Here is an 18,687-nt window from a genome sequence, read left to right as displayed (position 1 = left end):
GATGGCCGGTAGTATTTTTTCATCTTTACATATAGGCATAAGCGGGCTTGATGCTGCTCAAATGCAGATAACAACAACAGGTCACAATATAACAAATGCAGATAATGAACACTATACAAGACAGCGTGTGGTTCAGTCAGCTAGAGAGCCAGAACATAGCATACCAGGAGATGTCGGTAGAGGAACTCAGGTAGATACTATAATAAGAGTTCACGACGAATTTACTTTTACTAGGCTAAGAAGTGCCGGAAGTAATCTTGAATTTTCCGAATACAAAAAGAGAATGCTTGAGGAAATTTCAAAGAGATTTCCCGATTTGCAAAGCGTAGGAATAGGTCGCGATATACAAAATTATTTTGATGCATGGAATAAATTTGCTTCAAATCCTACTGAAGCTTCTCAAAAGATACATCTATTAAATTCAGCCTCAACTCTATCAAAGAGTATTCAAGATAGCGTAAAGATGCTATATAAAATACAACAAGACGCTAATTCTCAAATAGAAGTTACTGTAAATGAGATAAATAAATACGCAAAAGAGATATCTGAGATAAATAAGCAGATAATGCGCGTAGAATCGATAGGCACAACTAGAGCCAATGACCTTAGAGATAAAAGGGATCAGTTGGAGCTTGCAATCTCAAGGCTTGTAAATGCGACTGCTTTTAAAGGCGAGCTTCAAGGCAGAGCAGATATAGATCCTGCTGTTACCGATACAGGCGCAAAATATAATCTAAATATTTCCGGATTTACTATAGTGGATGGTGTGACATTTCATCCTCTTGCTCTAGATAGCTCGGCTAATAAATTTGACTTTAACAATATCTATTACGAGAGAGAAGATGGCAAGCGAGTAGATATGGCTGGTAAGATAACCGGAGGCAAACTGGGTGCTGCCTTAGATCTAAGAGGAAGATATATCGATGATAGCGGTGAATTTCAGGATGGAATTATACAAAAGTATATCGATAATCTAAATACTCTTGCCAAAGGCATAATAAACGAAACCAATAATATCTATTCAAAATCTGCTGTAGAAGGCATCAATACCGATGAATTATCGTTTTTAGATCCATCCAGAACTCTAATGAACTTTAATGACGATATAAAACACGGAAGCTTTGATGTGGTGGTTTATAACAATCAAGGGCAAGAGGTTGCTAGAAAGAGTATAAAAATAGATGCTTCTACTACTATGGACGATCCTACTAGAGGAACCTCTATAGTAAAAAAATTTAATGCGGATACCGACGACAATAACGACAATAACATCTTAAACGACGTAAATGACTATTTTAAGGCATATTATCAATATGATCCGATTTCTAATAAGGGAATGTTTGGAGTATCCCCTATTAGACATTCGGGCGAATATAGTATCGCATTTATTGACAATGGAACAAATTTCCCGGGAATTATCGGTATAAATAGATTTTTTGAGGGCACAGATGCAAGGGATATGAGCGTAAAAAGTGAGCTTGCCAGTAACCCTCATAAGCTTAAAGCCTATTCAAATCCAACTCCTGGTAATAATGATGTAGCAAATGAGATGGTTCAGCTTCAATATAATAAGATACATTTTTATTCTAACAAGCATGCCGATAAAATCGAAACCATAGAGGGATTTTATAGATTTGTTACAACAGATATTGCAAGTGAAACTCAAGCCACAAATGAACTAAATGATGCGAATACCGCTATAAATAAGATTGCTATGAGCGAACATCAGTCTATTAGCGGAGTAAATTTAAATGAAGAGCTTACGAATTTGATCCGATTTCAGTCAAGCTATGGTGCTGCAGCCAAAGTAATAACTACGGTAGAGAAGATGCTGGATACTCTACTTACTCTTAAACAATAATGGATTTAAAAGAGCTTCTTGATAGTCACGTCCTTAGTAAAAATACCAAGGACGGGCTTTATAATGCGGATGATCCGCTTCAGGTGGCGACTATTTACAAAGAGCCAAATATCGCATTAATTTGCGCATTGTTTGGATACGGTAGCGCTAAACAGATAGTTAAATTTTTAAAGTCTTTAAATTTTAGCCTTTTTGATGAGAGCGAAAAAAACATCTGTGAAAATTTGCAAAATTTTAAATATCGCTTCCAAAATATAGAGGATGTGAGGCAAATTTTTATAACTTTTTGTAGGCTTAAAAAAGATGGTGATATAGAGGCTATAATCAAAAGCGGCTTTGATAAGAGCGGACTCATGATAGATGGGGTAAACGAACTTATAAAATTTATATATTCTTTAAATTCTTACCGTTCAGACGGATATGAATTTTTCTTTGGCAGAGCCTTTGACAGTAAGCCGATTTCTCCTTATAAGCGCTATAATATGTTTATGCGCTGGATGGTAAGAGATACCGATATTGATCTTGGAATTTTTAAAAATTTACCTAAGAGCGAGCTTTTGATGCCGCTTGATGTTCATACTCACAGAGTATCTTTAAGACTTGGGCTTATAGATAGAAAGAGTTACGATTTTAATGCCGTTTTAGAGCTGACAAACAAACTTCGAGAATTTGACTATCTTGACCCTATTAAATATGATTTTGCTCTGTATAGAATCGGACAGAGTGGAGAGATAGATAAAATATTTCTAAAAAAATAAATATAAATCAAAAAATATATAAAAAAATTCAAATTTGATGATTTTTCTTAAGATTTGTTTACAATGTTGTGATATAGTTACGTTAACTTTTTAAAAGGAGAGTAAATGAAAAAAATTTTATTGGTAAGCGCCGTTTTAAGCGGTATGCTTTTTGCACATGAGGGTCATCAGTTTGATCCAAAGTCTCAACAACACTTAGTTATCCCTATGGAACAACTAAGCGAAAAGGGTAATATGAAAGTAGGAGAGGTAGTTGCTATAGAGACAAATTATGGTGTAGCTTTTTTTCCAAATCTAAAAGGTATTGAGGCTGGAATGCACGGATTCCATATCCACGTTAATCCTGATTGTGGAGCCACAGAAAAAGGTCTAGGTATGAAAGCTGGTGGACACTGGGATCCGACAGACACCAAAAAACATTCATTCCCATGGGATGACAAAGGACACAAGGGTGATTTGCCTGCACTTTTTGCTGACCACGACGGCAATGCGGTTTATCCTGTGTTAGCTCCTAAGATAAAAAAACTTGACGAGCTTAAGGGACACTCTTTAATGATTCACGTTGGTGGAGACAATCACCACGATCATCCAAAGCCATTAGGCGGTGGCGGTCCTAGATTAGTTTGTGGTGTTATTAACTAATTTTTATAAATTTTAAAGATATCGATCGTTTTGATCGATATCTTCTGTTTTTATCTGTAGCTCTTATTTTTTCTTTCTTAAAAACAAATTTAATTAAAAATTTTAAAAATTTGTAATACTATTTGCTATTAATTTTTTATAGGAAATTTATGGAATTTGATTTTTTGGCTTACTGCATTTTTTTGGAGCGGCATTTTTAGGCGGTTTTGTAGATGCTATTGCAGGAGGTGGAGGGCTTATCACTCTTCCTGCTATTATGGCTATGGGAGTTCCTCCTCATATGGCGCTTGCCACAAATAAGCTTCAAGGCACATTTGGATGTTTTACTGCGACTTTAAATTTTACTAGAAAGGGAATGATTAATTATAAAGAAGCCTTTTTGGGAATTATTTTTACTTTTATCGGAGCGGCTACCGGCGCTACTTTGATATTGTTTTTAAATCCAAAATTTTTACAAATCATGATACCATTTTTATTGATAGCAATCTTTATATATACTATTTTTATGCCCAAAATAGGAGAGAGTGATAAGGCTTCTAGAATGAACTATAAGGTTTTTTATGTTGCCTTTGGACTTATTTTAGGATTTTATGATGGCTTTTTCGGACCAGGATCAGGATCGTTTTGGACATTTGCAATGGTTGCTTTAATAGGACTTAACATGAAAAAGGCAGTTGCTCATACTAAGCTTTTAAATTTTATTAGCAATATAGTTTCTTTGGGTGTATTCATCATTTCTGGAAATATGCTTTGGGTGATTGGAATCTTAATGGGAGTAGGGCAAATTTTTGGAGCTTTTATAGGGTCAAATTTAGTTATTAAAAAAGAAGTTAAATTTATTAAAACTATGTTTTTGATTGTGGTGGGAGCTACTATTTTGAAACTTTTTTACTCTTACTTTTTAGAGTGAAATTTATAATTTAACGAAATCACCTAAACATAGAGATAAAACTCAAAATCTTAAAAAACTTTTAACAATAATTTTGCTAAAATCACCTGAAAATTTATGAATTTAAGGTTAGTACATGGAAGAAAATTTATTTTTATTCTCTAATGTAATCGCTTCTCAATTTACAAGCGATAAGCACGTTATGCACATGTTTACTTATGCAATGCACTTTTTGCTGGCTGCTGTTATAGTTATAGCTTTTTCCAAACTCGCGGTTAAAAACATGCAACTTGTTCCGCGCGGCACTCAAAATGTTTTCGAGGCATATTTAGAGGCCGTTATATCTATGGGTAAGGATGTATTAGGAAGCGAGAGTTTGGCTAGAAAATATCTTCCTCTTGTTGCTACTATAGGACTTATAATCTTTACAAGCAACGTAATGGGTATAATTCCTGGTTTTGAGTCGCCAACTGCTAGTTTAAATATGACTCTTACTTTGGCTTTGATTGTATTTGTGTTTTATCATTTTGAGGGTATTAAGAAAAACGGAGTTATTAAGTATTTTGCTCATTTTATGGGACCTAGTAAAGCACTTGCTCCTCTTATGTTCTTTGTTGAGATCATATCGCATCTATCACGTATAGTATCTTTATCTTTCCGTCTTTTTGGAAATATTAAAGGAGACGATTTATTCTTGCTTGTTATGCTTGCTTTGGCACCTTTTATAGCGCCACTTCCTGCATACGCACTTTTGACACTTATGGCAATTCTTCAAACATTTATTTTTATGATGCTTACCTTTGTGTATCTCGCTGGCGCATTGGCAACAGAAGAACACTGATTTTAAACTTATACCGCCTAAATTTAGGCGGTATTTTTTCTTTTTTAAACACTACTATCTCTATTGCAACTTATAAAATCAACTCAAAATAACGAATTTTAGATAAGTTAAAAGAAATAATTGATAAAATATTTTCCAAAATTTAAGAAATACAAAGGTTAATTATGTTTGAAGTTGTAATTGGTCTTGAGGTTCACACCCAGCTCAATACTAAGACTAAAATTTTCTGTTCTTGCTCTACAAGTTTTGGAGATGAGCCAAATACTCATGTTTGTCCGATATGTTTAGCTCTTCCTGGAGCTTTGCCGGTTCTAAATAAAGAGGTTGTAAAAAAGGCCATTAGTTTCGGAACTGCGATAAATGCAACTATTAATAAAAGATCGATTTTTAATAGAAAGAACTATTTTTATCCGGATCTTCCAAAGGCTTATCAAATTTCTCAATTTGAAGTTCCTATCGTAGAAAAAGGCGAACTATATATAGATGTAGATGGAAAGAAAAAAAGAATAGGCATAAACCGCGCACATCTTGAAGAAGATGCTGGTAAAAACGTTCACGAAGGAAGTGTGAGCTTTGTGGATTTAAACCGTGCTGGAACTCCTTTACTTGAGATAGTAAGCGAGCCTGATATGAGAAGCAGTGACGAAGCCGTAGCATACCTTAAAAAGCTTCACTCTATTTTAAGATTTTTAAATATCAGTGATGCAAACATGCAAGAAGGAAGCTTTCGTTGCGATGCTAACGTAAGTATTAGACCAAAAGGCGATACTAAGCTTTATACAAGAGTCGAGATTAAAAACTTAAATTCTTTTAGATTTATTCAAAAAGCCATTGATTATGAGGTGGAGCGTCAAAGTATAGCGTGGGAAGACGGCACTTACAGCAAGGAAGTTTGCCAAGAAACACGCCTTTTTGATACTGTAAATTTAGTAACTAGATCCATGAGGGGTAAAGAAGATAGTGCTGAATACAGATATTTTCCAGATCCTGACCTGCTTCCTGTAGAAATTCCTGATGATATGTATAATGAAGCGATTAAGATTCCTGAGCTCGCGGAGCAAAAAGTAGCTAGATATATTAAGGATTATGGAATCAAAGAAGATGATGCCAATAATCTTGTAAGCACCGTTGAGACCGCTAGATATTTTGAGGATCTAATAGATACTAAAATCTCTCCTAAATTATGTGTCACATGGGTATTAGTTGAACTTCTTGGTAGACTTAAAAACGGAGTTACTATTGAAAATTCCCCGGTTAATAGCGCTAAAATGGCAACTCTTTTAAATAGAATAGAGGACGGCACCATAAGCGGAAAGGCCGCTAAAGATGTTCTTGATTTTCTTATGGAAAACGATATAAGCGTAGATGATACTATAGAAAAATTAGGGCTTAAACAAGTAAGTGATGACGGAGCTATATTAGCTATAATAGACTCTGTTTTAAATGCAAATGCTGATAAAGTTGCCGAGTATAAAAGTGGCAAGGATAAGCTCTTTGGCTTCTTCGTAGGACAGATTATGAAAGAGGGCAAGGGTGCATTTAATCCGGCAAAAGTAAACGAGCTCTTAAAAACAAAGCTTTAAGATGAAAATAGCTGTCATTGGGGCTGGGAAATGGGGAAGTGCACTATTTCATGCGCTTTCTAGAAATAATGAGTGCGTAATAAGCTCTCGTACTCCGCGTGAAATTTCGCATTTTGTGAGTGTTGATGAGGCCATGAAAGCCGAATTATTGGTTATAACCATCCCCACTCAAGCTACAAGTGATTGGCTAAAAGCAAATTTTAAAAATTACAATCAAAAAATTTTAGTAGCATCTAAGGGAATAGAGACTAAAAGTTCAAAATTTCTAAACGAAATCTATGAAGAGCATACAGAAAAAGGCAACTTAGCCTTTCTTTCAGGACCAACTTTCTCAAAAGAGGTTCAAAGCGAAATGCCTTGTGCTCTTGTTGTAAATTCTACAAATTTAGAGCTTGCAAGTGAGATTTCAAAACTATTTCCAAAATATATGAAAGCTTATGTCTCGGATGACGTTATAGGAGCTGAAATTTGCGGAGCCTATAAAAATGTCATAGCTATAGCTGGTGGAGTTTGCGATGGGCTTGGACTTGGAAATAATGCCAGAGCCAGCCTTATATCCAGAGGGCTTGTGGAAATGGCTAGATTTGGCAAATATTTTGGAGCTAAAGATGAGACATTTTTAGGGCTGAGTGGAGCGGGAGATCTGTTTTTAACCGCTTCAAGCGTTCTTTCTCGCAATTATAGAGTGGGTTTAGGGCTTGCTAAAAATGAGAGCTTAAATAAGATACTAAATGATTTAGGAGAGGTGGCTGAAGGTATAGATACATCTTACGCCATAGAAAAAATTGCTAAAAAAGAGGGAATTTATACTCCTATTGTAAATGAAGTAGCTGCAATGCTAAATGGAAAAGAGATTCAAAAGAGCTTAAACGATCTTCTAAATAGAAGGCATAATTTCACTAACTTCTAATTCAAATTTGGCTTAAAGTCTCCTATGAAAGGATAAAATTTGAAAAAAATTTTAAATTTATTTCTTTGTTTTACGTTTTTTAGTTGTATTTCCTTAGCCCAAGAGAGACCTACGCTTCGCAAAATGATAGCCCAGATGATAATGGTTGGTTTTAACGGCTCAAGCTTGAATGATACCATGTCCGTAGTATCAGATGCAAAATATCAACGTTTTGGCGGAGTTATTGTATTTGCAAAAAATATAAGCACAAAAGATAATTTAAAAAAAATAACTTCTGCATTAAAATCAGCTCAAAGTGGAATTTTTATTGCAATTGACGAAGAGGGTGGCAATGTCACTAGATTTAAGGATAAGAAAGGATTTAGCACATTTATATCTGCCAGCGAGGTTGCCAGGACTCTTGATTTAAACGGTGCCAACGAGCTATATAAAAAGATGGCAAATCAGCTAAAAGATCTTGGTGTAAATTTAAATTTTGCTCCCGTTGTTGATCTGCTAAATACAAATTCTCCGATAATTGCCTCAAAAAATAGAGCTTTTAGTAAAAATATAGATGAGGTTTCTTTATACGCTAATGAATTTTTAGATGCCTTTAGTGAGGTTGGAGTTTTAACGACTCTTAAGCATTTTCCTGGTCATGGTTCGGCAAAAACAGATTCACATATAGAAAAGACAGTGATAGAAAATTTTGATTATAGCGAGCTTAAACCTTATTATGATGCGATTAAAAGGGATAAGTCCAAGCTAATAATGATATCTCATGTCTATTTGTTAGATAGAGATACGCAGTTTCCTGCCTCTATGTCGAATGATATTATAGGCAATTTACTTAGAAAAGATTTGAAATTTGATGGTGTAGTTATAAGCGATGATATGTTGATGGGCGGACTGAATGGTTTTAGCATGACGCAAAAAGTTGTAAATTTCATAAATGCCGGTGGAGATATACTGCTATTTAGCGAATTTATGATAGGAGAGCGCAGAACTAGCGAGTATATTACTCAAGTGATTGTCGATGCCATAAATTCCAAAAAGATCAAAAAAGAGCGCATAGAAGAGTCTTATGACCGCATAATTAAGCTAAAATCTGAACTTAAATAAACTTTTAAATATTTGATTAAAAAATAGTTATTTTTAAATACGATTTATTAAATTTAATTTGATTTTTAAGTTTTTAGAATTAAATTTGAGTTATAATATTCAATTAAGATTTCTAATTTAATATAAGGAGCGAAAATATGGATCATATTCAAACTAAAGTCGAAAATTTAAAAGAAGAGATGATCGCAAATAGGCGATTTTTCCACTCTCATCCTGAAACCGGTTGGTTTACGTTTTTTACTACCGCAAAGATCGCTTCTATAATGAAAGGCTACGGATACACCTTAAAAATGGGTCGCGAGGTTGTAAAACCTGAAGCCAGACAAGGGCTTGGCACAAAAGAGGCTATGCAAAAGTATCTAGAAAGAGCAAAAAGCTTGCTAAGCAAAGAGGAGCAAGAGTTTTTGCCTGTGATGGAAGATGGTTTAACCGGGCTTGTGGCTGAGATAGATACCGGAAGAGCAGGTCTTACTACTGCGTTTAGATTTGACATAGACGGCGTGGATGTTACCGAGAGTAGAGAGGCTTCACATAGAGCTAGTAAAGATGGCTTTAGAGCCGATATAGACGGCATTATGCACGCTTGTGGGCATGACGGACATATCACGATAGGGCTTGCGCTTGCTAGGATCATAAGCGAAAATTTAGATGACTTTAACGGCAAATTTAGATTTATCTTTCAAACCGCAGAAGAGGGCACAAGAGGCGCTGTCGGAATGGAGCCAACAGGCATACTTGAAGGGATTGATTATCTGCTTGGCGGGCATATCGGCTTTCAGGCAAAAAAGAGCGGCGGCATAATTTGCGGCACAAACAAACTTCTTGCTACATCAAAATTTGACGTAAATTTTAAAGGTAGATCAGCACACGCAGCAGGCGCACCGCAAGAGGGAGCAAATGCACTTTTAGCAGCTGCCGAAGCGGCTTTAGCGATGCATGCGATCACTAGACACGCGGACGGAGTAACTCGCATAAACGTTGGTGTTTTAAGGGCTGGTGAGGGCAGAAACGTAATCGCACCAAACGGCTACATAGCCTGCGAAACTCGCGGCGAGACAACCGAGCTAAATGAGTTTATGTATCAAAGATGTATGGATATCATAAATGGCGTTAGTATCATGCACGGCGTTGAGTATGACGTGAAGCTAACAGGCGGCACAAGCGGCGGAGATAGCAGTAAGGAAGTAGCCGAACTTTATGAAAAGGCTGCGCTAGAGTCGCCGTATATCAAAAATGAGCTTATCGTGAAGGAACTTGACTTCGGAGCTTGTGAGGACTTCGCGCATTTCATGCAAGCGGTGCAAAAAGCAGGCGGCAAGAGCGGCTATCTAATGATAGGAACCGACCTTGCCGCAGGACATCATAACTGCTGCTTTGATTTTGATGAAAGTGCCTTGCTAGCAGGCGTGGATGTATTTTTACGCTCGGTTTATATGCTTAACGGCAAATGAAATTTGATTTGCAAGCCTGATTATTTTGGGCTTGCAAATTTTTACTGAAATTTTTGCTTAATTTTTTGAGTATATTAGTAGTTAGCTTGTCTTGCGAGCCTAATATAAAAATTTGAGTTTTATTTTTTAAAATTGCTTTATAGCTCAAAATACTAACTATCTAATCTGCAACTTTGACTGAGAAAATCTTGTTTTATTGCGTGAAATTTGGTGGTAATGAAGTAGAATTTACAAGCCAAGTATCAAATTTGCCTAGCTTGTAAATTTAGTCTAGTTTTTAGTTTCACGCCACTACATTAGGGAAATCAAACACCACTTTTCCGCTTTTTATCGTTTTTACGGCAGCACCTTTGAGGGTTTTGCCTATGAGCGGAGAGTTACTTGATTTAGATTTGTTTAAATTTTTATCGTAGACATACTCCATGTCGGGATCTACTATGACAAGATCGGCAAGCATTCCTTTGGCTATCACACCTTTGTTTTTTAAATTTAGCATTTTAGCTGCGTTTGTAGAGGTTAGCTCAACCATTTTTTCATAGCTTATAAGCCCGTCTCTTACTAAATTTAATGTTAGCGGTATCAAAGTCTGAAGCCCTAAAATTCCAAACGGAGCCTTGTCAAATTCTATAAATTTCTCATCGTCATGGTGCGGGGCATGATCGGTTACGATTACGTCCACTAGCCCGTTTGCGATGGCTTCTCTTACGGCTGTTACATCGCTTTTGGTTCGAAGCGGTGGAGACATCTTGAAATTTGTATCGTAGTTCATAAGCTCATCTTCGGTGTATGTAAAGTGGTGCGGCGTAACTTCGCAAGTGACGTTTATACCCTCATCGCGAGCTTGTTTTATTAGCTTTAGCGACCACTCCGAGCTGACGTGAGCTATGTGGATGTGTCCGCCTGTTAGCTTTGCAAGAAGTAAGTCGCGCGATACCATGATCTCCTCTTGCTCTCTTGGCATGCCTTTTATGCCCAAAATCGCCGAGACTCGCCCCTCGTTCATATGTCCGCCGCGGCATAGCGAGCAGTCTTGCGAGTGGTTTATCACAAATGAGCCAAAGTGCTTGGAGTATTCAAGAGCATATCTCATCACGTCGCTGCTTGCTACGGGTAAGCCGTCATCGCTAAAGGCAACTGCGCCTGCGTTTATCATATCGCCCATTTCTACGACTTTGTTTCCGCCCATGCTCTTTGTGATGGCGCCTATGGGAAGCAGGTCGATAAGCCCTCTTGCCTTTGCTTTAGCGATCATATCGCGAGTGATCACGGCGTTATCGTTGATAGGGTTTGTATTTGCCATAGGAAGGCAGGTTGTGACACCTCCTGCAACCGCGCTTTCGCTACCTGAGTTTATATCGTCTTTATACTCAAGACCCGGGTCGCGAAAATGCACGTGCATGTCGATGAGTCCCGGCATTACAAGCTTGCCGCTTGCGTCTATGATGATGTCTGCTTTTGGTTCATCGGTTGTGATATCGGCGATCGTTTCGCCTTCTATTAGGATATTTGCTTTTTTTGTTTCGTTAAAATTTATTATGGTTGCGTTTTTTATAAGCGTTGTCATCTTTAGCCTTGTTTGTTTGAGATTAGAGTGTGAAGGATCGCCATTCTTACGGCAACTCCATTTTCGACTTGATTTAGTATGTGAGTGTAGCGCGGATCGTCAGCAACGTCGGAGTTTATCTCTACTCCGCGGTTTATGGGACCCGGGTGAAGTATCATCACATTATCTTTGGCAAATTTCATCTTGGCTCTGGTAAGTCCAAAGAAATTTGAGTATTCGCGCACGGACGGGAATGCAACCTCGTCATCTTGGCGCTCAAGTTGGATCCTAAGCATGATGATTACGTCGGTATCTTCAAGGGCTTCTTGCATGCTTTTGCAAATCCTGCAACCAAAAGCCTCCATGCCAGTTAGCATCATAGGCGGTCCAAACAGCTTAACCTTGATACCAAGAGTTTGCATGGCGTAGATGTTTGAGCGAGCGACGCGGCTGTGAAATATATCTCCGATTATGGCTACGGTTAAATTTTCTAAATTTCCTCTGTGTTCAAGTATGGTAAAAAGATCAAGCAATGCTTGGCTTGGATGTTCGTTTAGTCCATCTCCTGCGTTTACCACGTGAGCATCGGTGTTTGCTGCTACAAATTTCGCAGCGCCTGAGCTATAGTGCCTAACTACCACGATATCGGTTTTCATGGCGACTATGTTGTTTATAGTGTCAATTAGAGTTTCGCCCTTTTTTGTACTGCTTTGAGAGGAGCTAAAATTTATGGCGTCCGCTCCAAGGCGTTTGGCTGCGATTTCAAAACTGGTTCTTGTACGCGTTGAGTTTTCAAAAAACGCATTTACCGTCGTTTTACCGTAAAGAGATTTTGCTTTTTTCACGTCTGAATTGTTTAGAGTTTTAAACTCTTTGGCTAAATTTAAGAAGTGGAAAATCTCATCTTTGGTTAAATTTGAAGTTGTTATGAGGTCTTTTTTGGTGTAGCTCATCAAATTTCCTTGAGTTTATTAGGATAGGAGTCAATCCAAAAACGCTATAATATTATTTTTTTACTTAACTTCTTATATATTTTTCAACACTAGCCTTGAGTGCAGGAAAGTTTATTATTTTAAAATCCTAGTTCGTGCTTATGTATTAAAACCCTTGCCCTTCCACAACAAGAATTTTTGCTTCGTCGTATTTTGCGTATTCTTCATCATACTCAGGATCCCAGATCAAGCTAGGAGCGTATTTATCGTACCAAAACAAGTTATCCTTATCAAAGTCTTCTTTCATCATCTCTTGTCTAAGATAATCTATCATCTCTTCCATAGGAATATCCCAAGCTATCTCATCTCCGAATTTCATCTTTACTACTCTTGTAGGAGTATTGTGTTTTTTCTTTTTATTGTCCCACAAATAAGAAGGTGGTTCCAATATAGCTTTTTCATCCTCGAGAATTCTTTGAAGTGCGGTTAAGTATATCTCTCTAAATTCATCATCTGTAATTTCACTATGATCTTTAAGTCCGTGAAATAGTTTAAATACCCAAAGACTATGAAGCATATCTATCCATCCTCCATAAACTTCAGTGTATATTAGACCCATCTGATCTTTAGTATACATTTTAGAAGTTAAATTTATCTTTCCGTTAAATAGTTTAGTGTGCATTTGGTATTTCCTAATATATTAGTCTTTACTTCTAAATTTAATTTCAGAAGAAAGAACGAAATAAGCCTATTTAGCGCCGTATTCTAGGGCTTTTGTTTATTTGAACTTTAAGAGATTCACTCTTTTAGGAACTTTTTAAAATAAATTGGTTTAAAAGCGTAAAAAGATATAAAAACAAAATAGCTGCTTTTTAGAGATGTAAGATAAATAATTTTCCTAATCAACCAATATCTTTTTTAACATCACATATTCAGCCGTTTTGTATTCTTCTTTAAAGCCGCAACTTATAAATAGTTTTATTGCCGAATTATCAACCGCCATATAGTCATATATCTCTTTAATCCCGTTATCTTTTGCTTTTTCGCACAATAAGGCTAGTGCAATCTTTCCGTATCCTTTGCCGCGATAAGGTGAATATATAATAACGTTTGCAACGTATATACTTCTTTTATCGTCAAAGCGATAAGCGACTTCGCCTATAAATTCATTCTCTTTTTGTATATATCTGTAAAAATATCTATCGTCTTCATTTGCTATCCACTCATTATACCATCGGCTCCATTTATGGCTAGGAAAGGAAATTACGCCGCCCCACGAATGATTATACTCCATTGTCTTTTCATCGCTTAACATCTTTTCTCTAAACCATAGATCTTGGAGTTTTGGAATGTATAGGGTTAGCATTTTATTTTAGTCTCTTTTCTAAGTTAAATCAACAAATAATTTATTTAGTTAAATTTATGTTAAGAAGTGAGGATATAGGCTTTATATCCTCACAATATAATTATAATACGACAAAAATTTTAAAGCAACTCATCATCCATAGGCTCTCTTGCATTTATAGAGCCTAGCTTGCTTGAAGCTTTATACTCTTTATAGTTTTGTCTAGCCTCATTTAAAGATACTATATTTGGCTCTATTATTTTACTCGGGTTATTTATAGCTTGCGTATTATATTGCCAAAAGCAAACAGGACAAACATCTTGTATTAAATTCTTATCCTCTTTATCTACTATAGTTAGATATCCGCAGCAAGGACATTTTATCCGTTTATCCGCAAATTCCTCTTTGGTAGGAGGACGAACATATTGCAAGAGTCTTTCTTCTTTCGCTCCTATCTTTTTATAATTTTCTTTAGCTTGATTTAATGATACCGAATTTGGACCTATTGATATATTTGGACGAGAATTTGAAAGATTGTCAAATTGCCAATGGCAAACAGGACATATATCTACACAAAAGCCGTCATTTGCATTTATATACTTCATAGTTAAGTATCCGCAGCAAGGACATCTAATCAAAATAATCCTTTTTTGATAAATTTATATTTTAATACGATATTTTAATATACATTATCAAAAAATAACTTTAAGATGATATCTGCTCTCATTTTAAAGATATAAAAATAGAGTTTTGTTTTGCCTTATTTGTAAAATCATTTGATTTTTAAGCGTAATTTTAATTTTGAAGTTTTGAAAACTCTGCGCCTAGCCTATCTCTTATCTCATCGCTCACGCGCTCGCCGTCTTTGAAATTCGCCTCAACCAGCTCATCAAGCCTTGTTAATACCTCAAATAGTTCGCTCTCCCATTTATCGGGGTTTCGCGCCGTATTCATAGTCTCTATGAAAGCAAGCTTCTTGCTCATCTCGCTAAGGCTTTGTAAAAAACCATCTTTAAGCTCGGCATCCTTTAGCATATCATCATAAAGCGCCATGTTTTTAAGCTCTCTTAGCTCGTTGTTTATAAGTTCGCAAAACTCTTTGTATTTTTGCACTGAAATTTGTCTTAAATTTTCAGGAGAGTTGTTTGCAAGCGTGCCGTTTTGATCGATATTCTTAGTAATTTTTTGAATCTGCATATAAAGTATGATCGCAACCGCAAGAGAAACGACGATCATCATGCTAAAAGTATCCATTTTATTTCCTTTTGAAATTTACCGGAGATTATACTTAAATTTGCTTTTTCTTTTTGTAAATCCCGTCGATACTAACCACGCCAAGAGCTATCCAAATAAGTACAAATGAGCTTATCTTGGCTGTGTTTATCGGTTCGTTGTAAGCAAAGACAGCTATTAGAAGCTGAAGCGAAGGCGAGATATACTGCATGTAGCCAATCGTGCTTAAATTTATCCTTAAAGCAGCTGAGTTAAAAAGTAAAAGCGGTATCACCGTAAGCGGTCCGCAAAGCGTGATAAAAAGCCCAAACCACGAAAAGTCAAAGTGGTTTTGCCCGCTCTTTGCTATGAAAAATAGCGCTGCGATTGCAATAGGCATAACCATCGTAGTCTCTACGAAAAGCCCTTCCAGAGATGGAATTTTGATACGCTTTCTAACAAGCGAATAGATAGCAAACGAAAGCGGCAGCACAACCGAGATAAACGGAAGCCCGCCTACATCGTAAATTTGGATAGAGATAGCGATAAATACGATAAAGATAGCAAATTTGCCCGTGTTTGAAATTTGCTCTTTTAAGATTATCACGCCAAGAAGCATGGTTATGAGAGGATTTATGAAATATCCTAAGCTTGCATCCACGATCTTATCTATACTTACGGCATAGATATAAATCGACCAGTTAAGAGCTATCAAAACTCCGCTGATAAAGAGTAAAAACGCGGTTTTTTTGTTTGTGAAAAACCTCTTTGCCTCTGATAACTTTTTACTAAATTTAAGCAGGATATATAAAAACAACACCGACCAGATGATACGGTGAGCGACTATCTCGGCAAATCCAAGCTCGTGAAGTTGCTTAAAATATATCGGAAAAAGCCCCCAAAGTATAAAGGCGCTAAGACCGTATATTATGCCCGCTTTTGTTTCGTTTTCGTAGTTTTTCATCGGAATTCTTTTTTTGAGGCTATTTTATTTAATAAATTTTTAATCACAGCTTAGTTAAATTTCGAAACACTTATAAATTTATGTTACTTAAATTCACAAATTTGGCTTTTAGTTTTGATTTTATGTGTATTAAAAGTTCTTTTTCGTTAAAATCGGAGTTATTTTTTAAAAAGGTATGAGATGAATTGGACTAGAAGCTCGTGGAGAGATTTAAATATCTTGCAGCAACCCGTTTATCCGAATTTAGATGAGTTAAAAAGCGTAGAAAATAAGCTTGCTTCGCTTCCGCCGCTTGTCTTTGCGGGCGAGGTAAGAAACCTTAAAAAAGCGCTAAAAGATGTAACCGAAGGCAGGTCGTTTCTGCTTCAGGGCGGAGACTGCGCGGAGAGCTTTTTAAATTTTAATGCAAACAATATAAGAGATATGTTTAAAGTCATGCTTCAAATGGCGATCGTTCTTACCTTTGCCGGGCGTTGTCCTGTGGTAAAAGTCGGGCGCGTAGCAGGGCAGTTTGCAAAACCAAGAAGCAGTGATTACGAAGAGGTTGGCGGTGTGAAACTGCCAAGTTATAGAGGCGACATCATAAACGGCTTTGAGTTTAACGAAGCTGCGCGCGTACCTGATCCAAAGAGGATGATAGAGGCTTATTATCAGTCAGCTTCCACGATGAACCTACTTCGTGCGTTTTCAAGGGGCGGACTTGCCGACTTGCATGAGGTGCATAGGTGGAATTTAGGTTTTATAAAAAAGCCTGAGCTTGGCAAAAAATATGATGAATTGGTTGAAAAGCTAAGCCAAACTCTTGCTTTCATGGAGGCTTGTGGGATAAATTCGCAAAATACGCAAGCTATAAATCAAACCGTGGTTTACACCTCTCACGAAGCGCTTTTGCTTCCTTATGAAGAGGCTTTAACGCGCGAAGATAGCCTTACCGGAGACTGGTATGACTGCTCGGCGCATATGCTTTGGATAGGCGAGAGAACGCGCGGAGTAGATGACGCGCACGTTCATTTCTTAAGCGGAGTTCATAACCCGATCGGAGTTAAGATAGGACCAAACGCAACCAGCGAAGACGTGATAAAACTAGCTAGCAAGCTAAATCCAAACAACGAAGCCGGAAGACTAAACGTCATCGTTAGAATGGGTGCCGATAAGATAGCAGATAAGCTTCCTGAAATTTTACGCGGAGCTAAAAAAGAAGGGCTTAATATCCTTTATAGTATCGATCCGATGCACGGAAACACCGTAAAATCATCAAACAACTATAAAACTCGCGAATTTCATAAAATTTTATCCGAGGTTAAGAGCTTTTTTGAAATTCATAAAGCGGAAGGAACTTACGCCGGTGGCGTGCATTTGGAGATGACGGGACAAGATGTGACCGAGTGTGTGGGCGGTGCGTTTAATATAACCGAAAAGAGTCTTGAAAATCGCTATGAAACACAGTGTGATCCAAGACTAAATGCCGATCAGGCGCTTGAGCTTGCCTTTTTGATAGCTGATTTTGTAAAGAAAAACTAATATCCTTATTGTTTAATACCAAGGCGGTCATATTGGCTGTTTTGGTATTTAAAGATAACAATTACCAAGCTTCATAATTCAAATATTTTAAAATTTTATAAATTTACTTAACTTTTAATAGAAATTTTGCTAAATTATCAATAAAAATTATTAAGTAACGGAGAAGAGATATGAGATGCGTATATGATATAGTGGTAATAGGCGGAGGTCCATGCGGAATCGCTACCGTGGTAGAGGCTAAAGCAAATGGATTTAAAAACGTTTTATTGCTGGAAAAGGGTGATAATCATAGTCAAACGATAAGGAAGTTTTATAAAGACAATAAGCGTGTAGATAAAAGCTATAAAGGTCAAGATAGCACTATTCATGGAGTGGTTGGTTTTGACGACGGCACAAAAGAGAGCACGCTTGACTATTTTGATGAGCTGCTTGACAATAACGAGATTGATACCGCATTTAACTCGGAAGTTGAAAGTGTAAAAAAAGAGGAGAGCGGAATATTTCATATAACTACATCAACAGCAGGATACGGAGCTAAAAATGTAGTAATTTCAATAGGTAAGATGGGGCGTCCTAATAAACCTAGCTACAAAATTCCGCCATCTTTAAATTCTGTTGTAAATTTTAACCTTGATTCTTGCTCTAGCAATGAAAAAATAATTGTAGTGGGCGGAGGAAACTCTGCTGCAGAATATGCGGTAGATCTTAGCGAAAGAAACGATGTAACTCTAAATTATAGAAAAGATAAATTTACCAGATTAAACGATATAAATGAGGCTGCTGTTATGGCACTTTTTAATGCCAATAAGTTAAATTTAAAGCTTGGCGTAGATATTGAAGGGCTTGAAAATGAGTCTGGAAAGGTAAAAGTCATTTTTACTGATGGAACAAGTGAGATCTTTGATCGTATAATATATGCTATAGGTGGCTCTACTCCCGTTGATTTTTTACAAAAATGCGGTGTAAAGCTAGATGCTGATAAGGATCCAATCGTAGATGACGATTATGAAAGTAGTGTAAAGGGGCTTTATATAGGTGGTGATATAGTGCTGAAAAACGGGGGTTCTATAGTTTTGGCCTTAAATCACGCACATAAAGTAATACAAAGTATTAAGGATAAAGGCAATATCTAAA

At 36.8% G+C, this 18,687-nt stretch carries 17 protein-coding genes and 1 pseudogene; 11 read left to right on the top strand and 7 right to left on the bottom strand.

The window, feature by feature from the left end; all coding sequences use genetic code 11:
* Position 1: 1 nt before the first annotated feature.
* The 9 genes and pseudogenes from flgK (at position 2) to CDOMF_RS06005 (ending at position 10,036) form a co-directional block, all read left to right on the top strand.
* Complete coding sequence (gene flgK / locus CDOMF_RS06045; protein WP_260951163.1) at positions 2 to 1,861, top strand: flagellar hook-associated protein FlgK; 1,860 nt, start codon at positions 2 to 4, stop codon at positions 1,859 to 1,861.
* Positions 1,861 to 2,619: a TIGR02757 family protein gene (locus CDOMF_RS06040; RefSeq protein WP_260951162.1), complete on the top strand. Its 759-nt coding sequence runs from the start codon at positions 1,861 to 1,863 to the stop codon at positions 2,617 to 2,619. Before flgK ends, CDOMF_RS06040 begins: the two co-directional genes overlap by 1 nt.
* A 105-nt stretch (positions 2,620 to 2,724) precedes the next feature.
* A complete protein-coding gene (locus CDOMF_RS06035) occupies positions 2,725 to 3,261 on the top strand; it encodes a superoxide dismutase family protein (RefSeq protein WP_260951161.1) in 537 nt (178 codons plus the stop codon).
* A 149-nt stretch (positions 3,262 to 3,410) separates the two neighbouring features.
* A pseudogene (locus CDOMF_RS06030) lies at positions 3,411 to 4,171 on the top strand (TSUP family transporter).
* 115 nt (positions 4,172 to 4,286) lie between these two features.
* Positions 4,287 to 4,991, top strand: coding sequence for a F0F1 ATP synthase subunit A (locus tag CDOMF_RS06025; RefSeq protein WP_169973965.1), 705 nt, complete (start codon positions 4,287 to 4,289; stop codon positions 4,989 to 4,991).
* A 164-nt stretch (positions 4,992 to 5,155) separates the two neighbouring features.
* Positions 5,156 to 6,574 (top strand): Asp-tRNA(Asn)/Glu-tRNA(Gln) amidotransferase subunit GatB, encoded by a 1,419-nt coding sequence (gatB, locus tag CDOMF_RS06020; RefSeq protein WP_260951160.1) that lies wholly within the window; start codon positions 5,156 to 5,158, stop codon positions 6,572 to 6,574.
* A 1-nt stretch (position 6,575) separates the two neighbouring features.
* Entirely contained in the window at positions 6,576 to 7,484 is a 909-nt protein-coding gene (locus tag CDOMF_RS06015) for an NAD(P)H-dependent glycerol-3-phosphate dehydrogenase (RefSeq protein WP_260951159.1), read from the top strand.
* A gap of 39 nt (positions 7,485 to 7,523) precedes the next feature.
* Positions 7,524 to 8,585: a glycoside hydrolase family 3 N-terminal domain-containing protein gene (locus CDOMF_RS06010; protein ID WP_260951158.1), complete on the top strand. Its 1,062-nt coding sequence runs from the start codon at positions 7,524 to 7,526 to the stop codon at positions 8,583 to 8,585.
* Between the two features lie 137 nt (positions 8,586 to 8,722).
* Entirely contained in the window at positions 8,723 to 10,036 is a 1,314-nt protein-coding gene (locus CDOMF_RS06005) for an amidohydrolase (protein ID WP_260951157.1), read from the top strand.
* A 283-nt stretch (positions 10,037 to 10,319) separates the two neighbouring features.
* On the opposite strand, the gene CDOMF_RS06000 is transcribed toward CDOMF_RS06005, so the two are convergent.
* From CDOMF_RS06000 to rarD, 7 genes are all read right to left on the bottom strand, one after another.
* On the bottom strand, positions 10,320 to 11,600 hold the full coding sequence (locus tag CDOMF_RS06000; RefSeq protein WP_260951156.1) for a dihydroorotase: 1,281 nt from the start codon (positions 11,598 to 11,600) through the stop codon (positions 10,320 to 10,322).
* A gap of 2 nt (positions 11,601 to 11,602) precedes the next feature.
* Complete coding sequence (locus CDOMF_RS05995) at positions 11,603 to 12,532, bottom strand: aspartate carbamoyltransferase catalytic subunit (RefSeq protein WP_260951155.1); 930 nt, start codon at positions 12,530 to 12,532, stop codon at positions 11,603 to 11,605.
* 145 nt (positions 12,533 to 12,677) lie between these two features.
* The gene (locus tag CDOMF_RS05990) at positions 12,678 to 13,193 is read right to left on the bottom strand and encodes a hypothetical protein (RefSeq protein WP_260951154.1); all 516 of its coding nucleotides are present in this window, start codon (positions 13,191 to 13,193) and stop codon (positions 12,678 to 12,680) included.
* 216 nt (positions 13,194 to 13,409) lie between these two features.
* Positions 13,410 to 13,877: a GNAT family N-acetyltransferase gene (locus CDOMF_RS05985; protein WP_260951153.1), complete on the bottom strand. Its 468-nt coding sequence runs from the start codon at positions 13,875 to 13,877 to the stop codon at positions 13,410 to 13,412.
* Positions 13,878 to 13,996: 119 nt separating this feature from the next.
* Complete coding sequence (locus tag CDOMF_RS05980) at positions 13,997 to 14,494, bottom strand: CPCC family cysteine-rich protein (RefSeq protein WP_260951152.1); 498 nt, start codon at positions 14,492 to 14,494, stop codon at positions 13,997 to 13,999.
* Positions 14,495 to 14,651: 157 nt separating this feature from the next.
* Positions 14,652 to 15,110: a hypothetical protein gene (locus tag CDOMF_RS05975; protein ID WP_260951151.1), complete on the bottom strand. Its 459-nt coding sequence runs from the start codon at positions 15,108 to 15,110 to the stop codon at positions 14,652 to 14,654.
* Between the two features lie 34 nt (positions 15,111 to 15,144).
* A complete protein-coding gene (gene rarD, locus CDOMF_RS05970) occupies positions 15,145 to 16,032 on the bottom strand; it encodes an EamA family transporter RarD (protein WP_260951150.1) in 888 nt (295 codons plus the stop codon).
* Between the two features lie 180 nt (positions 16,033 to 16,212).
* Here rarD and CDOMF_RS05965 point away from each other — a divergent pair, with 180 nt between their 5' ends.
* The gene (locus CDOMF_RS05965; protein ID WP_260951149.1) at positions 16,213 to 17,553 is read left to right on the top strand and encodes a class II 3-deoxy-7-phosphoheptulonate synthase; all 1,341 of its coding nucleotides are present in this window, start codon (positions 16,213 to 16,215) and stop codon (positions 17,551 to 17,553) included.
* Between the two features lie 170 nt (positions 17,554 to 17,723).
* Positions 17,724 to 18,686 carry an NAD(P)-binding domain-containing protein gene (locus tag CDOMF_RS05960; protein ID WP_169973986.1) on the top strand — a complete coding sequence of 321 codons (963 nt, stop codon included), beginning with the start codon at positions 17,724 to 17,726 and terminating at the stop codon, positions 18,684 to 18,686.
* Position 18,687: the final 1 nt, after the last annotated feature.

This window comes from Campylobacter sp. RM16187, assembly GCF_025319965.1.
GTDB lineage: Bacteria > Campylobacterota > Campylobacteria > Campylobacterales > Campylobacteraceae > Campylobacter_A.
The sequence above is the reverse complement of the archived record's forward strand: the minus strand, read 5'-3'. Positions and strand labels throughout refer to the sequence as shown.

What these genes read in the sequence shown, in the direction of transcription:
- CDOMF_RS06040 (WP_260951162.1), top strand. Translation starts at nt 1,861, where the DNA reads ATGGATTTAAAAGAGCTTCTTGATAGTCACGTCCTTAGTAAAAATACC.
- CDOMF_RS05975 (WP_260951151.1), bottom strand. Translation starts at nt 15,110, where the DNA reads ATGGATACTTTTAGCATGATGATCGTCGTTTCTCTTGCGGTTGCGATC.
- CDOMF_RS06025 (WP_169973965.1), top strand. Translation starts at nt 4,287, where the DNA reads ATGGAAGAAAATTTATTTTTATTCTCTAATGTAATCGCTTCTCAATTT.
- CDOMF_RS05990 (WP_260951154.1), bottom strand. Translation starts at nt 13,193, where the DNA reads ATGCACACTAAACTATTTAACGGAAAGATAAATTTAACTTCTAAAATG.
- CDOMF_RS06035 (WP_260951161.1), top strand. Translation starts at nt 2,725, where the DNA reads ATGAAAAAAATTTTATTGGTAAGCGCCGTTTTAAGCGGTATGCTTTTT.
- CDOMF_RS05995 (WP_260951155.1), bottom strand. Translation starts at nt 12,532, where the DNA reads ATGAGCTACACCAAAAAAGACCTCATAACAACTTCAAATTTAACCAAA.
- rarD (WP_260951150.1), bottom strand. Translation starts at nt 16,032, where the DNA reads ATGAAAAACTACGAAAACGAAACAAAAGCGGGCATAATATACGGTCTT.
- CDOMF_RS05985 (WP_260951153.1), bottom strand. Translation starts at nt 13,877, where the DNA reads ATGCTAACCCTATACATTCCAAAACTCCAAGATCTATGGTTTAGAGAA.
- CDOMF_RS05960 (WP_169973986.1), top strand. Translation starts at nt 17,724, where the DNA reads ATGAGATGCGTATATGATATAGTGGTAATAGGCGGAGGTCCATGCGGA.
- CDOMF_RS05965 (WP_260951149.1), top strand. Translation starts at nt 16,213, where the DNA reads ATGAATTGGACTAGAAGCTCGTGGAGAGATTTAAATATCTTGCAGCAA.
- flgK (WP_260951163.1), top strand. Translation starts at nt 2, where the DNA reads ATGGCCGGTAGTATTTTTTCATCTTTACATATAGGCATAAGCGGGCTT.
- CDOMF_RS06005 (WP_260951157.1), top strand. Translation starts at nt 8,723, where the DNA reads ATGGATCATATTCAAACTAAAGTCGAAAATTTAAAAGAAGAGATGATC.
- gatB (WP_260951160.1), top strand. Translation starts at nt 5,156, where the DNA reads ATGTTTGAAGTTGTAATTGGTCTTGAGGTTCACACCCAGCTCAATACT.
- CDOMF_RS06015 (WP_260951159.1), top strand. Translation starts at nt 6,576, where the DNA reads ATGAAAATAGCTGTCATTGGGGCTGGGAAATGGGGAAGTGCACTATTT.
- CDOMF_RS06000 (WP_260951156.1), bottom strand. Translation starts at nt 11,600, where the DNA reads ATGACAACGCTTATAAAAAACGCAACCATAATAAATTTTAACGAAACA.